The 15656-nt window shown below is 44.2% G+C and carries 15 protein-coding genes; 2 read left to right on the plus strand and 13 right to left on the minus strand.

The window, feature by feature from the left end; all coding sequences use genetic code 11:
- The first annotated feature begins 119 nt into the window (after positions 1 to 119).
- The gene (gene mscL, locus DXA60_RS05230) at positions 120 to 518 is read left to right on the plus strand and encodes a large conductance mechanosensitive channel protein MscL (protein ID WP_243006766.1); all 399 of its coding nucleotides are present in this window, start codon (positions 120 to 122) and stop codon (positions 516 to 518) included.
- Between the two features lie 72 nt (positions 519 to 590).
- On the opposite strand, the gene DXA60_RS05235 is transcribed toward mscL, so the two are convergent.
- On the minus strand, positions 591 to 1277 hold the full coding sequence (locus tag DXA60_RS05235; protein ID WP_006857379.1) for a DUF6198 family protein: 687 nt from the start codon (positions 1275 to 1277) through the stop codon (positions 591 to 593).
- Between the two features lie 231 nt (positions 1278 to 1508).
- Between DXA60_RS05235 and DXA60_RS05240 the strand changes: the two genes are divergently transcribed.
- A complete protein-coding gene (locus DXA60_RS05240) occupies positions 1509 to 2405 on the plus strand; it encodes a LysR family transcriptional regulator (RefSeq protein WP_117920142.1) in 897 nt (298 codons plus the stop codon).
- Here the strand turns inward: DXA60_RS05240 and bsh are convergent.
- The 12 genes from bsh to ilvD form a co-directional block, all read right to left on the minus strand.
- Positions 2402 to 3376, minus strand: coding sequence for a choloylglycine hydrolase (gene bsh, locus DXA60_RS05245; protein ID WP_182432239.1), 975 nt, complete (start codon positions 3374 to 3376; stop codon positions 2402 to 2404). The genes DXA60_RS05240 and bsh overlap by 4 nt on opposite strands.
- A gap of 52 nt (positions 3377 to 3428) precedes the next feature.
- Positions 3429 to 3965, minus strand: a complete 537-nt coding sequence (locus tag DXA60_RS05250) for a hypothetical protein (protein ID WP_117920146.1) — start codon at positions 3963 to 3965, stop codon at positions 3429 to 3431.
- Positions 3966 to 4428: 463 nt separating this feature from the next.
- Positions 4429 to 5169, minus strand: a complete 741-nt coding sequence (locus tag DXA60_RS05255; protein WP_158570862.1) for an MATE family efflux transporter — start codon at positions 5167 to 5169, stop codon at positions 4429 to 4431.
- 115 nt (positions 5170 to 5284) lie between these two features.
- The gene (locus tag DXA60_RS18830) at positions 5285 to 5428 is read right to left on the minus strand and encodes a hypothetical protein (RefSeq protein WP_199536188.1); all 144 of its coding nucleotides are present in this window, start codon (positions 5426 to 5428) and stop codon (positions 5285 to 5287) included.
- Between the two features lie 82 nt (positions 5429 to 5510).
- Positions 5511 to 6113, minus strand: coding sequence for a pyridoxal 5'-phosphate synthase glutaminase subunit PdxT (gene pdxT, locus DXA60_RS05260; protein ID WP_117920148.1), 603 nt, complete (start codon positions 6111 to 6113; stop codon positions 5511 to 5513).
- Positions 6114 to 6223: 110 nt separating this feature from the next.
- Positions 6224 to 7114: a pyridoxal 5'-phosphate synthase lyase subunit PdxS gene (gene pdxS / locus DXA60_RS05265; RefSeq protein WP_117920150.1), complete on the minus strand. Its 891-nt coding sequence runs from the start codon at positions 7112 to 7114 to the stop codon at positions 6224 to 6226.
- A gap of 231 nt (positions 7115 to 7345) precedes the next feature.
- Complete coding sequence (rsmH, locus tag DXA60_RS05270) at positions 7346 to 8398, minus strand: 16S rRNA (cytosine(1402)-N(4))-methyltransferase RsmH (RefSeq protein WP_117920152.1); 1053 nt, start codon at positions 8396 to 8398, stop codon at positions 7346 to 7348.
- 375 nt (positions 8399 to 8773) lie between these two features.
- On the minus strand, positions 8774 to 10354 hold the full coding sequence (locus DXA60_RS05275; protein ID WP_117920303.1) for a glucose-6-phosphate isomerase: 1581 nt from the start codon (positions 10352 to 10354) through the stop codon (positions 8774 to 8776).
- A gap of 205 nt (positions 10355 to 10559) precedes the next feature.
- Positions 10560 to 11702, minus strand: a complete 1143-nt coding sequence (gene nagA, locus DXA60_RS05280) for an N-acetylglucosamine-6-phosphate deacetylase (RefSeq protein WP_117920154.1) — start codon at positions 11700 to 11702, stop codon at positions 10560 to 10562.
- A 100-nt stretch (positions 11703 to 11802) separates the two neighbouring features.
- Positions 11803 to 12528 carry a glucosamine-6-phosphate deaminase gene (gene nagB, locus DXA60_RS05285; protein ID WP_199536189.1) on the minus strand — a complete coding sequence of 242 codons (726 nt, stop codon included), beginning with the start codon at positions 12526 to 12528 and terminating at the stop codon, positions 11803 to 11805.
- Between the two features lie 19 nt (positions 12529 to 12547).
- The gene (locus DXA60_RS05290; protein WP_117920158.1) at positions 12548 to 13696 is read right to left on the minus strand and encodes a BadF/BadG/BcrA/BcrD ATPase family protein; all 1149 of its coding nucleotides are present in this window, start codon (positions 13694 to 13696) and stop codon (positions 12548 to 12550) included.
- Positions 13697 to 13868: 172 nt separating this feature from the next.
- Complete coding sequence (gene ilvD, locus DXA60_RS05295) at positions 13869 to 15656, minus strand: dihydroxy-acid dehydratase (protein ID WP_117920304.1); 1788 nt, start codon at positions 15654 to 15656, stop codon at positions 13869 to 13871.

Consider the following 15656-nt stretch of genomic DNA (forward strand, 5'->3'; position numbering starts at 1 on the left):
TCTATTTCTTTTTGTGTTCAAATTATTTCCTGTTTTTGATTATAGCACACTTTTTTGTTATGAACAGTCTTGTGGGGGGATTTTGAGCCGATATAATTATGTGGATGGGTTCGATTCGGATGGACATGGCTGTCGGTATTATTATCGGCGGTGCTTTTACAAGTATTGTGTCGTCACTGGTCGAGGATATTATCAACCCGTTTCTTGGAATTTTCGGTGGCATGAATTTTGACAAGCTGCACTGGAATATTGTTGGGGATGTCACATTGAATTACGGAAAGTTTCTGACTGCTGTGATGAATTTCCTGATCATGGCTTTTGTTGTATTTATACTGGTGAAAGCGTTAAATACCGCTGCTTCGAAATTAGCGGTCAAAGAAGATGCGCCGGAAGAGAAAAAGCCAGCTAAGATCTGCCCGATGTGTAAAAGTGAGATTGCGATCGATGCCTGCCGCTGCCCGCATTGCACCTCTATCTTAGATGCAAAGGCAGTGGAAGCATTTGAGAAAAATTTGTAATTTTCATTTGCCACAGCAGATGAAAATTCAGGCAAGTAATTATACGAAATGTGAATGATACATTACACTAGTTCAGGCTGTCTGTCTTTGTGTCATGAACGATACAAAGCAGGCATGTCTGTCCATCCATTTTCCGATCAGTCCGATCACTTTTCCCATAGTAAATGCGGCTAAAATGGTTCCGATCCCAAGGCCGTCAAGATGTCCTAAAAATGCAAAGGTCAGTCCGGCTGTCACGGCAAGGCAGGTAACATCAAATCCAACTTTGATCTTAGAATAGGTAACGGATGTGATATCCGACAATTCTCTCGGGAATAAATCCGTCGGTATGATCGGCAGTTTGCATCGGTTCGACAAAGCAATTCCAATACAGAGCAAAATATAACTGATCAGAAAATAGATTACACGATATCCCGGCGTCAGCGGCAAAACATTGATCCAGCTCTCATGCACATCCAATAATTCGCTGAATGCAAATCCCACTACAAAACTGAACAGATACTGCGGCACAAATTTTTTCCGCAGGATCATGAGACTTAGCACCAGAAGTCCCTGAAATATATAAGTCCAGGTTCCAAGCGATACGCGTGTGAAAACTTCGGAAAATGCATACGGCACGCTTGATATTGCCGAGATGCCTGCACCGGAATGCAGCATCAGTACAACACCAAGACTGTTGATGGCAACTGCGACCATGAGTGCAAGTTCCCCGCGGACCGTGCGGCGGGATTTTTCTTTCTGTATTTCTGTTTCTTTCATTTTAAATATTTCCTCCCGGGGATGTTTTTACAGAAGTCCTGCTTCTGCATTTATGGCCATCCCCAAATTTCAGAAACACTTTACACCTTTCTAATTCATTTAACAAATCAATAGTTTTTATAGTTCGATAGACAGTATCTATTAATCGTGATAAAATGAGCAAAACAGGAAGGAAAATCCTCTCCTCGCCATTGGGCTCGGATTTTGCTTCGCAAAACAAGGAGGATTGCCATGAACTTATTCCAGCTTCGTTATTTTGTAACTTTAGCAAAAATGCAGCACTACACAAAGGCTGCACATGAACTTTGTATCACACAGCCGAGTTTAAGCCATGCGATCTCGCAGTTGGAGGCAGAACTTGGCGTGGCACTTTTTGAAAAAAGCGGACGCAATACTACACTCACAAGTTTTGGGGAAGAGTTTTTAATCTGCGCAAACCGCACGCTTGCCACATTGGATTCCGGAGTTTCATCCCTGCAGCGGAGCGCACGCGGTGACGGATTGATCCGGCTTGGCATGCTGCGTTCCCTCGGTGTCAGTTTCATTCCGCAGCTTGCCGCGCGTTATCTGGCATCCCATCCTGAGCATGATGTGCGTTTTACATTTCATACCGGCTCGACCGGCGATCTTGTCAACGGTCTCTCGGCAAGGGATTATGATCTGATTTTCTGTTCCATGCCGCCGGAGACAGAATCGTTAGACACTGTGCCGATCACCCACGAGGATCTGGTACTTATCGTTCCAGACCATCACCCACTGGCAGCAAAACAGTCCGTTGCATTGACGGAAACGCTCATCTATCCACAGATTTATTTTTCCCACGGTTCCGGTATGCGTGCCGTTGTGGACCATCTGTTTTCACAGATCAATGCAGTACCGCAGATTGCCTATGAGACAGAGGAAGCCGAGGTGATTGCGGGACTCACTGCACAGGGTTTTGGCATTGCCGTCGTTCCTTATATGGATCTTTTATTAAAGCTGGATGTGAAGATTCTGCAGATCAGTGCGCCTGTATGGGAGCGTAATCTGTATATGATTCATGACCGGCAGGCGTTTATGCCGCCTGCCGTAAGAAATTTTTGTGAATTTGTTTTAAAAGAATGTAAGTATCCTATGATACCAGATTAATTCTGCCACAGGATCTGTTGTTTTGTGAGCATTGGATAATGCACCGGAACACTTCCGTCAAGATCTTCTCTGTGCATGTCCACCGCCGTGATCTGGCTGTTGGAATATGTGGTGTAGTAATAAATTCCACGGCTTGCATTACAGCAGGAGGTGTAGATCGTGATCTCATATTTTCCATCGGATACCTCGCAGCAGCCTCTCTGCTGGTCGACAGATCCTAAGATATGGAAAAACTGTGCCACACTCTCCTCCTCGGAATCGTCAGAAACTGCGTTCATTTTTGTAAACGCGACTCTCGCAAAACGGGAAGCTGATGAAAGATCACCCGGCAGTCCTAATGCTCCCATGCCACGACTGTACATATTCAGATCCAGTTTATCCGTAAAATGATTTTCCGGCTGTTTTGGTGACAGTCCCATGTAATTATTCAGCATAAACATCTGCTGCTCAAATGGCGGATTGTTTGTCAGGACACCAACCGGATTTTCATGGATATGCAGTCCGTCTTTCATGGATTCTACTGTAATCGATCCACTCTTATCTGAGATGATCCAGTGTAGCATGCCGGACGGCAGATTTTCACTGAACGGCGTATCCACAATATTTAAATCTGCAATCAGCTCCCGCACCTCATCTAACGTTGCGCACTGCGCAAGCACCGATGGAATAAATTCAAAGGATGCCACATTTTTTTTACCGCTTTCTTCCTTATGATAATATGCATTGCCGACAAAATTAAGTCCCGCCATGCCGACGCCTTTTTCGTTCACCGCATCATAATAAAGCGGATAATCTCCTGCCATGTGCGCCATGCCAATGATCGCATAATGTTTTTCCAGATTTTCCGTGTGACGGAAATGAAATGGATAATTCCGCGGTGTCACCGCGATTTCCTCGCCATAAGAAAATTCATAATCTAATGTTCTTCCAAAATAAAAGTCTTTCGTCAGGTAAGTTGCTGCTGTACACATAAAATTCTCCATTCTTATATTGTTTTCAAGCCGGGGCTTTCGTACGAAAAATCTAGCCAATCTCGTCCACGTTTGCCCCACGCAGTTTAATTCCGTCTGTCTGTTTTAAATCCTGCTGGTATGGATTCGACTCATTATAATATCTGATCTGTGTGTCCGTCACACCACCGGAAATATAAGAACGGCCACATTCCGGGCAGATCGATGTCTGGACTCTGACGGATGCAGATACCACTTCGCCGTTTTGCGTGGCAGCTTTGTGATACGCATTGGAAACATGCTGCCCCTCATGTGCCCTGACAGCAGAAGATGCCGCTTCCGGTGAAATATGCGCAGCATTTTTAAAGGAAACGTTCGCTTCGTTAGAGCCATCAACATATTTGCGGTTTTTACAGGTCTGGCACTCTGTGGTCTTAGATTTATCGACCGCGCCTTTTTGTCCCAGTTCATCTTTATTATTAACATTATTCCGCTGATTTAAATTATTATCATAGGAATCTGTGATATTCCATTTGTATCCATCCACGCCACCGATCATAACGCTCCTCCCCTCCATCCCCATAGGTCTTTTATACCCAAGATTCATCATACGGCAAATCTGCAATTCAATATGCCAATTTTTACAGTTGAGATAATATGATTAGGGTGTCAAAAGGTGGTTCATAACTTAGCGATTGTCAAATTGCACAAAGCCGAGACTGTTTTTGTGACTTTGGGAGAAAATTAGAAAATCTTAGTATGCCTGTCTATTTACAGTAATGTTCTGCCACGGACGGCAGAACAAGGCTTCACGAGCCATGGAAGGCTCGTTGAATGCCGTTTACGTCACTCTGTGAAAAACTGATTCAGGCATACTTAGTTTTTCTTATTTTCGGACAACGGAACAAAACAAGTTCGGTTTTGTGCAATTTGACAGACCCAAAATTGAAAACCACCTTTTGACACCCGAATCATAATATGCGACAAATACGAAATTCATCCTACTAATTTTCATAACTGCAGGTTTCAAAATTGCTCGTTCACCTTTATTATACGCCCGATCTTACCGTCTTTCAATCCGTCTTCTGATTCTCATCCATAAAACAGCCGACAAAATGTTGCTGGTCACACACTCCGCTCAAAATGCCGTCTTTGCAGGTAACATATTGGATGGAAATGGAAAAATATTTACTTTTCTTTAAAAAATACCACAGGTAATAGATGCTTGCCAAAATATTTCCGATTGTCGTCGCAACTGCGGCTCCCGCAGCTCCCATTCCCATACCGCTGATCAACACCGGATCTGACACGATATTGGCGACGGTGCCGATCATTGCCTCCTTACTTGCACCCTCCGCGCGCACAACAAAGCTTGCCGCTGCCGACCAGATGATAAACGGCGCCCCGTATGCAATGTGAAAAGTGTATCCTTTTGCATAGAGAAACGTCTGCTCGTTTGCCCTGAACATATTTAAAACCGGCATCATAAATACCATTAAAATGACTGCAAGTGCCACACCGACGATCAGTGACGCATATGTCGCAAACGCGGATGCCTGTTTCATTCTTTTTTCATTTTTCCCGCCCATCGCCATGGAGGCAGGCGCACTGCCGTCCATTCCAAACATGTTAGCAAATGCCATAAACAATATGAAGATTGGATTTGTCAGGCTGACTGCCGCCACCTGCAGCGGATCGCCGGTCTGTCCGACGAAAAAAGTATCCGCCATGTTGTATACAACTGTTACCAGACTGCTGATCACACTCGGGATCGCCATCTTTGCAACCGCCTTCGGGACGGGAAGGCTGCTCATCAGTTCATTTTTTCTCCTTTCTTTCGGTGGTTTTTCATGAAAAAACGCTTTCACACTAATTACCATTTCTACACCGATATTATCCTCAATATATAATGGGCGAAAGTTCCTTTGTTCAAGTCCCTTTCGCCCATTTCTTCTTTCTTTTTAACATTTTCACAGTCTTTTCGGGCGAAACCATCTTCTGTTCTCCTGTTTTCGCCCTGATTTTTTCATTTTCGCGGGCTATTGGCTTCATCCTTATAACGCTTTCGCCCATTCTCTTCTAAATCTCCATTAGACTTCGGTAAAAATGGATGAATCTCTTTCATTTTCCGTTCACTTCGCCAATTTTTTCTTTCTTATACACCCTGCACGATTTCATTTAAGAAATACGCGTGCACCCTTGCATCTTCACTCACTTCCGGATGAAAACTGAGCGCAAGCTGGTTTTTGTAGCGGACTGCTACCGTATTGCCATCCACTATCGCCAATGTCTCCACCTGCGGATTTAAAATTTCATCAATATATGGTGCACGGATAAAATTCATCCGGTAGGTTCCAACGTGTGTGATCTCAGCATCCGTGACAAAGCTTCCGAGCTGTCTGCCATAGGCGTTGCGCTTCACGCTTACCGGCAGGGTTTTTAAATACGCTCTGTCATCGTTGGAAACACGCTCTGCTAAAAGGATCAGCCCTGCACAGGTCGCAAGCACCGGTGTACCCGCTTCGATCAGTTCTTTTAACTGGTCAAACATGCCAAGATCTCTAAGCAGTTTTCCCTGTACCGTGCTTTCACCTCCGGGAAGCACGATCCCCTGCAGTCCGCCATTCTGCACAGACTCTTCCAAATCCTTTTTCTGACGGATCAGGAATGTATCCGCGCCAAGCCCGTCAAGCATCGCCCGATGCTCCGCAAATGCGCCCTGCACCGCAAGGATTCCGATTGATACTTTTTCTGACATGATATTCTCCATTCTTGCGCTGTTTTTTGCGCATCTCAAGTTTGTGCGTAAGCACAAATCCTGCGTGTGAAAAATCTTATTTTTCACACTAATCTCCATTTCTGAGCAATTTATTTTCCACGCTCTGCCATAAGCAGCTGTATCTCGTCCTCGTTGATGCCGACCATCGCTTCTCCTAAATCTTCAGATAACTCTGCAATCAGTTTTGCATCATTGTAATTGGTCACTGCCTGTACGATTGCTGCTGCACGTTTTGCCGGATTGCCGGATTTGAAGATACCGGAACCTACAAATACGCCCTCAGCGCCAAGCTGCATCATCAGTGCCGCATCTGCCGGAGTTGCCACACCGCCTGCTGCAAAGTTTACAACCGGAAGTTTTTTGTGGTCATGCACATATTTTACAAGATCATATGGAACCTGAAGCTGTTTTGCTGCCTCGAAAAGTTCATCTTCACGTTTTGCCGCAACTGCCGCGATCTCGGAGTTGATCAGTCTCATATGATGTACCGCCTGAACCACATCACCGGTTCCCGGTTCCCCTTTGGTACGGATCATCGCTGCACCCTCAGCGATTCTTCTGAGTGCCTCTCCTAAATTTTTTGCTCCGCAGACAAACGGCACCTGAAATTTTGTCTTGTCAATGTGGTAAACATCATCTGCCGGAGAAAGCACTTCACTCTCGTCAATGTAATCGATCTCTAATGCCTGTAAGATCTGTGCCTCCGCAAAATGACCGATTCGGCATTTTGCCATAACCGGAATGGAAACCGCACCCTGAATCTCCTTGATCAGCTTCGGATCACTCATTCTTGCCACACCGCCTGCCGCTCTGATATCCGCCGGGATCCGCTCTAATGCCATAACCGCACATGCTCCTGCTGCCTCTGCGGTTTTTGCCTGCTCGGCATTTGTGACATCCATGATGACACCACCCTTTAACATCTGTGCCAGTTCACGGTTTAATTCATACTGCTCTTTTGTATTATTTATATTACTCATAACTAACTTCTCCTTTTTCAGACAACCAGTTTGATTTTCTGCGCAGTTTTTCAAACAGTTACTCTGTATCAATTTCTTTCCGGATCCTGATGTTATGAAGTATAAGAAAAAACTGGACGCATGAAAACATCCAGTTTTTTCTTTTTCAGCCATGCCAGTTTGTAATTAACATGATCTGAGCATTCATTTTTTATTTCAATCCATGATACCATATCAGCACCAATAAATCTTCTATGCCCGGACTGCCCAGCGCATCTTCGTAGACCGCGCTCTTCCATTCTGTGCACATTCCTGTGCACTCGGTCTTACAACATCTTTTGAATAATCTGCATAAATTCCTGCCCGATAGCCTTCTTTTAATGCTTTTTTGACCAGTTTATCCTCCCCAGAATGAAACGTGAGGATCGCCACACGTCCACCTGGTTTTAAGGCGTCTGGCAGTTTTTCCATGAATTCATATAAGACCTCAAACTCACGGTTCACATCGATGCGGAGTGCCTGAAATGTACGCTGACAGGTCTTTTTGATCGTGTCTTTTTTTTCTTTTTCCGGCAGAAAATCCAGTGTTTTTTCAATCACTTCGCGCAATTTTGTCGTCGTGTCGATCCGGTTGCCTTTTCGTATCTCGTCGGTGATCGCCTTCGCAAGCTCCTCACAGTAAGGTTCATCGGAATTTTCATAGAGCATTCCGGCAAGTTCCTCCCTTGTGATGGTATCAAGACGTTCTGCCGCGCTGATTCCTGCTTTCTGATTTAAGCGCAGGTCAAGTGGGCCATCCACCTTAAATGAAAATCCACGCTTTGGATTGTCGATCTGCATGGAAGATACACCCAGATCCGCTAAAATGAAATCAAAACCGCCGACTTCTTTTGCGATCTCATCGATCATACAGAAATTCTGCAGCCGGATCGTCAGGATATCCTCTCCGTACCCGAGTTCTTCCAGTCTCTTTTTCGTCTTGGCGGACTCCTCCGGGTCAACATCGGTTGCATAGATATGCCCCTGTCCGTTCAGACAGGCAAGCATTGCTTTTGTATGCCCTCCATATCCTAACGTAGCATCAAAACCGGTCTCGCCCGGCTGGATCTTTAAGGTATCAAGGATTTCCTGCACCATAATGGAAATATGCATTCCTGCCGGCGTATTTCCCTTTTTGATGACATGTTCGATCGTATCCTGATATTTTTCCGGCTGAAGTTCTTTATATTTCTCTTCAAACTTCTTGGGGTATTTTCCCTTGTAACGTACACGCCTCTTGTGCGGTGTCTGCTGTTCCTGTTCCATATGTCTGTCCTTTCTGTTTCCAAATCATGGTTTCAAAAAAATATTTCTTATGATGATCTCAAAACCATCCTTTTCCATCAGCAACTAATGTCTTTCATTATAATTGCTGGATTGGAACAATTCAATGCCTGATTGCTTTGCGCATTATAAAAAATCCCACAACACAAAAAATGCCCTCTTCTGAGAGACATTTACCCGCCTGCTTAGAAAAGAGCATTTTTACTTCATCTGAAATTGTATTCACTGACAAACTGCATGTAATCTCAAATTACATGTAATCTCAAATTACATGTAATCCCAAATTATATGTAAGCCTAAATTACATGTAATCCTAAATTACATAGAATCCCAAGTTTACACCATCATCCGTATCTACTAGATATTCAGCAGATCACTAAATACTTTCAGTGCACCGTCTGTCTCATGTGCAAGAACACGTTTTGCAAGGACTTTACCAAGCTGAACACCTTCCTGGTCGAAGCTGTTTACATTCCATAAGAATCCCTGGAACATGATCTTGTTCTCGAAGTGTGCTAATAACGCACCAAGAGAACCAGGATTTACCTGATCACCGATAATGATGCTGGATGGACGGCCGCCCTCGAAGTTCTTGTTGCGGTTCTCATCGGATTTACCACATGCAAATGCAACGATCTGTGCTGCAACGTTTGCACACAGTTTCTGCTGGCTTGTGCTGTCCTGGATCACAACATCAGTTCCGATCTGGTTATTTTTAAATCCAACAAACTGTAACGGAACAATATCTGTTCCCTGATGTAATAACTGATAGAAAGAATGCTGTCCGTTGGTTCCCGGCTCACCAAAGATTACCGGACCTGTCGGATAGTTTACAGGTTCACCGAAACGGTTTACAGATTTACCGTTTGACTCCATGTCAAGCTGCTGTAAATGTGCCGGGAAACGGTTTAATGCCTGGGAATATGGCAATACTGCGGTGCAAGGATAACCTAATACGTTACGCTCATATACACCGATCAAAGCATCGAGCATCTCCGGGTTCTTTAATACGTCTTCATTTGCAGAAAGTTTATCCTCAGCGGCTGCACCCTCTAAGAACTGTGCAAATACTTCCGGTCCGAATGCAAGTGATAAAACAGCACCGCCGACTGCAGATGTGGAAGAGAAACGTCCGCCGATATAATCATCCATAAAGAAAGCTGCCAGATAATCATCGCTCTTTGCCAGTGGAGATGTCTCACTGGTAACTGCGATCATGTGTTTCGAAGCATCAAGTCCTGCTTTCTTTAATGCGTCTTTTACAAAAGATTCATTTGTCAGTGTTTCAAGTGTGGTACCTGATTTAGAAACCAGTACGAAGATAGAATGAGCCACATCGATGGAATTTAAAACTGCTGCTGCATCATCCGGATCAACATTGCTGATGAATTTTGCTTCCATTTTAAAAGTATTATTTTTCTTTGCCCAGTTTTCTAATGCAAGATACATTGCGCGAGGACCGAGGTCACTGCCACCGATACCGATCTGAACAACTGTTGTAAACTTCTCACCTGCTGCATTGGTGATCTCACCTGCATGTACTTTGTTTGCAAAATCAGCGATTCTGTTCTGCTGCTCTACATAAAAAGCACGTTTGTCCACGCCATCAGCGTTTACAGCATCACCGAGCTGTCCACGTGTCATATGATGAAGTACCAGACGTTTTTCACCGGTATTTACAACTTCTCCATTGTAGAGAGCCTTAAACTTCTCTGCAAGCTGTGCCTCTTTTGCAAGTTTTACGAGTGCATCAAGCACGTCATCATCAACAGCTTTTGCTGCATAATTGTAAGAAAAGCCCTCCGCCATAGGAATGCTGTAATTTTTTACACGCTCTGCACCGTTCTCGCCTGACATTACTTCTGCAAGGTTTACACGGGAAGCCTTTGAAAGTTCCTTATAAGAATCAAGGGTATCTAAGTTGTTCCAGGTAATCATAATGTCCTCCTTGTTTTTCAGAGAAAATGTGCTTTCCATAAAAACACGCATTTTCATCTGTAAATAAATTTTTAATCACTTAAAATTTTTTTAGCTTAAGTGATTATACTATTAAATATCTGCAAGTTCAAGACTCTGCCCGAATATCACGAAAAATTACTAAAAAAATGTAAAAATCATGCACTTTTTACCATATTTATATTCTTTATATTGACATTATTCTACCTTTTTGAATGATATTTCTGATGTTTAATTTCTGATCCAGCAACAGCACATTTCCATAATTGCCAACTGCGATCTTACCATAATCTTCCTCCACGCCAATGGCTCCTGCCGGATTTTCCGTTGCCGCTAACACTGCCACTTCAAGTGGGATTCCCATGTTCTGCACACAGTTTTTCATGCAGTCAAACAGATTTGTGACACTGCCCGCAATGACACCCGGATCTTTTGTCAGGACTGCTTTTTTCCCTTTTACGGTCACATCCTGTCCACCAAGCTGGTAATCTCCGTCTAAAAGTCCTGTTGCTTCCATGCTGTCAGAAATCAGTATCACTTTATCTGCCCCGAAGATGCGGAATGTGGTTCTCACCATCGCCGGATGGATATGGATGCCGTCTGCGATCAGCTCCACCTCTGCCCCCGCCTCAAGTGCCGCTATGACTGGTCCCGGTTCCCTGTGATTGATTCCAGGCATGGCATTATAGAGGTGTGTCATGTGGCTTGCACCTTTTTTTAATGCCTTACACGCTGTATCATAATCACAACAGGTATGTGCAATGGAGATTTTTACTTTATCATGGCACTGCTCAATAAATTCCATGGCGCCCTCTCCCTCCGGTGCGATGTCTACCAGCCTGATCAGTCCGCCGCTTCTTTCCTGCAGACGCAGAAACATTTCTTTATCCGCCGGCATGATGTATTCCGGATTCTGTGCACCGGCTTTTTTTATATTGATAAATGGTCCTTCCATATTGATGCCGACTAAATCTGCTCCCGTATCTTCCTGATAGTCCGCTGCCTTATCCATGATATGTCCTAAAATTTCTTCATTATAAGACATGGTTGCCGGACAGATTGCAAGAACACCGTTTTTTGCTTCATACTCCGCTATTTTTAACAATTCCTCTTTCGATGCCTGACAAAAATCATAACCTACCGCTCCATGGAAATGGATATCCACAAGTCCCGGTATTGCATACATTTCCGCTCCATCAACCACATCCTCCTCTGTGGCTTCCAGTGCACCATGCTCTGCAATCTCTGCAATGCGCTCGTCTTTAATTCTGATATCCTTCTTTTCAAACCTGTGGTCTGATGTATAAACCATTGCATTTTTTATGATCATAATTAATCTCCATTCCTGCGCTGCTTTTAAGCGCATCACAAGTTAAATCTTGCATGTGAAAAATGTATTTTTCACACTAATCTCCATTTCTACGCTTCTTTTAGATCTCAGTAAGCGCTTCTTCATCTGCGATCAGTGTGAAATCCGGATGCATCTGCAGAATGGATGCCGGGACTTCCGGTGTGACCGGTCCGGTAAATGCTTTTTTGATGATATCCGCCTTATTTTTTCCATTTGCGATCATGATGACTTTCTTTGCCTGTACGATTGGCAGGATGCCCATGGTATAAGCCTGACGCGGAACTTCATCCTTACTCTCAAAAAATCTCTTGTTTGCCTCGATCGTGCTCTCCGTCAGTTCCACACAGTGTGTATTTTTTTCAAAATGATCCGCCGGTTCGTTAAAACCGATATGTCCGTCCAGGCCAATTCCAAGAAGCTGCATATCAATACCACCGGCAACTTCGATGATCTTGTCATATTCCCTGCAGACTTCCTCACTGTTAAGATTTTCTCCGTTTGGAATGAAAATGTGGTCTTCCCTTACATTTACATGTTTAAACAGATTTTCCTGCATAAAACTCCAGTAGCTCTGTTCGTGGTTTCTTTTGATTCCTCTGTATTCATCCAGATTGATCGTCGTAACCCCGGAAAAATCAACCTCACCGTTGTTATATGCTTCCACGATCTTTTTATATGCCCCCACAGGTGAACCACCGGTAGCAAGTCCTAAAACCGCATCCGGTTTTAAATTTACCTGTCCTAAAATCAAATTTGCTGTCTTTACAGAAACCTCATCATAGTTTTTCACTTTAATAATTCTCATGTTATTTTCCTCCCTCTCCCTACTGGTATGAATCATATGACATCATAAAACGTTCTTTTACCGGCTTTGTATCAACCCCACATAACAGGCAGCACATGATACATGCGCCATATACCGGCGGATAGTCCGGAACGTCTAATTCAATATCCGGATGCAGCATCTCTTTTAGCATTTCCCGGAATGCCGGTTTCTGTTTTAAAATTCCGCCGGATGCAACCACATATTTTCCGATATCATAATGATCCACGGCAAAATTGATAAGTTCCGCTAAACATGCTGCATTGTTCTTTAAAATCTGCTCGGCGATTTTATCCCCATTTTCATATGCCAGAAATACGCACGGCGTAAACGAAGCAATATAGGACTGGTTTTTACTGTAGATGTCCTGGATGCTCTCCCATACCGTATTCCCTAATTTTTCCTCAACAAGATCCGTCAGTATCGTATGTTCTCCGATCCCGTCCCTTGCATCCTGCGCTGCACAGATCGCATCCCGTCCGATGTGGTAGCCGCTGCCGCCTTTATCAAGCAGATAGCCGCGCCCGCCAAAATGCTTTAAATTTCCATTCTGGTTTGCGTAAATGATCATTCCGGTTCCGCTGATTGCAGCCACACACCGGTCAAGATTTTTTCCACAGGCAATGACGTTATAGATGTCATTTTCGCACTGGATTTTTACTTTCGGATATTTTTCTTTTAACATCTTTTTGATCTTTGATGTATTGTTTCCGGAATCTAATCCTGCAGCACCCACAAAGATTCCGCTGATCTTCCCTTTGATCTTCATGAGCGTATCAATGCCAAGCTGCAGGATGTTCATTGCCTCCTCCATTCCTACCGTATTCGGATTGCAGCCGTCTAATACGATCCGGTTTAAGATCCGTCCACTCTCAGAAAATAAGACAAACTCGGTTTTTGTTCCTCCCCCGTCAATTCCGATCATCATCTTTTCGCCTTCACTGCTCTCTCCGATCAGTGTATCAATGGATACATCTAAAATCTCTGAAATTACACAGAGATTCTCGATACTCGGACAGGACTGCCCGCACTCCCACTTCGATACTGCCTGCGGGCTGATCCCTAACTTTTCTGCAAATTCATACTGGTTCATTCCCCTTTTGTTCCGGTATGTTTTAATGTTCTCCGCCATTGTCATGATATCAAACATTTCGCATCCCCCATTTCGTTTTTTCTAATTTCATTATAAAACTAATAGTTGTTATTTCAAGCATGTACTAGTTGTTATTTCTATTTGTACATCAACCATTAGTTGATACATAAATAGAAAAACAGAGCGGACATCGTACAAGTACAATACCGCTCTGTAAAAGTTATACTTTTTAGTCCATATAAGCACCCTTCATCGCACTGGTCGCGTGCTGTGCATACAGTTTTAACAGACCACGTTTATATTTGCTGGTAAATCCTTTCCAGTTCTTTTTCCGCTCCTCTAAAATCTGTGCTATTTCTTTCTCCGTCTTTTCCTCACCTTTCACACCTACGATCGCAAGACGGCGGTTTGCAACATCAAGTTCAATGAGATCTCCCTCTTCCACAAATGCGATCGGGCCGCCGGCTGCTGCCTCCGGAGATACATGTCCTACGACCGGTCCTCTGGATGCGCCGGAAAAACGTCCATCTGTGATCAGGGCAACACTTGCTGCAAGTTTCGGATCAGAGCAGATCGCCTCACCGGTATAAAACATCTCCGGCATACCGCTGCCTCTCGGTCCCTCGTAACGGATAAATACAGCATCCCCCGGAACTACTTTACCCTTTAAGATCGCATCGATCGCTTCTTCCTCACTGTCATAAGGTTTTGCATTTAATCTTGCATGGAACATTTCTTTCGGACAGGCAGTGTGTTTGATGACTGCTCCCTCCGGTGCAAGGTTGCCACGCAGAATCGCAATACTTCCATCCGTACCGATCGCATGGTCAAAGTCTGCGATGATATCGGTACGTTTAATTTCTTTTCCGATCAGTGCTGATTTTTCTTTTAAAATTGCATCACAGTGTTCGTAAAAACCGTTTTTCTTTAACTCTTCTAAGTTTTCGCCAAGTGTCTTTCCGGTCACTGTCATCACATCAAGATGCAGCATGCTCTTGATCTCTTCCATAACTCTTGGCACACCGCCTGCATAGTAAAAATACTGTGCCGGCCAGTCTCCTGCCGGGCGGATGTTCAACAGATAATGCGCACCGCGGTGCATTCTGTCAAATGTATCTGCATCAATCTCAAAACCAAATTCGTGAGCGATTGCCGGAATGTGCATAACCGCATTGGTAGAACCTGAAATCGCTGCATGTACCATGATCGCATTCTCAAGGCTTTCCATCGTAACGATATCTTTTGTAGCAATGCCCATCTCGACTAATTTCATCAACTGTTTTCCCGCATCATAAGCAGCCTGCTTTAACTCCGGTGCAGTCGCCGGCATCAGCGCTGTTCCCGGAAGCATCAGTCCGAGTGCCTCCGCCATAACCTGCATCGTTGAAGCAGTTCCCATAAAGGAACATGCACCACAGCTCGGACATGCATTGTGCTTGTAATAACGAAGCTGTTCTTCCGGAATCTCACCACGCTCATACTGTGCGCTGAATTTTCCGATCTGCTCTAAAGTTAAAAGCTCATTGATCTTGCAGCCCGGATCATTTTCTACATATTCCGGTTTTACAACGGTTGCTTCCATAACTCCGCCGGTCACAACGATCGCACTCATTTCTTTTAAACGACCGATACTCATAAGCATCGCCGGCATTGCTTTATCACAGCTTGCGATAAACACTCCGCCGTCAAAAGTTGTTGCGTTCGCCTGTGCTTCCACAAGGTTGGTAATCGCATCTCGGTGTGCTAAGGAATAATTGATTCCATCATGTCCCTGTGACATGCCATCACACATATCTGTCGCATAATAACGCGCTGCTTTTCCGCCGTTTTCATCAACACCTTTTACTGCTTCTTCCACAAAAATATTTAAATGACTTGAACCCGGATGGCTGTTTCCATAAGTGCTCTCTATGATGATCTGCGGTTTGGAAAGCTCCTCCGCTTTCCATCCCATACCCATGCGGAGCGGATCCATCTCCGGTGCAAGTTCTCTTACTTTCTGACTTCTTAATTCCAT

The sequence above is a fragment of the Roseburia sp. OF03-24 genome (assembly GCF_003463035.1).
Lineage (GTDB): Bacteria > Bacillota > Clostridia > Lachnospirales > Lachnospiraceae > Roseburia > Roseburia rectibacter.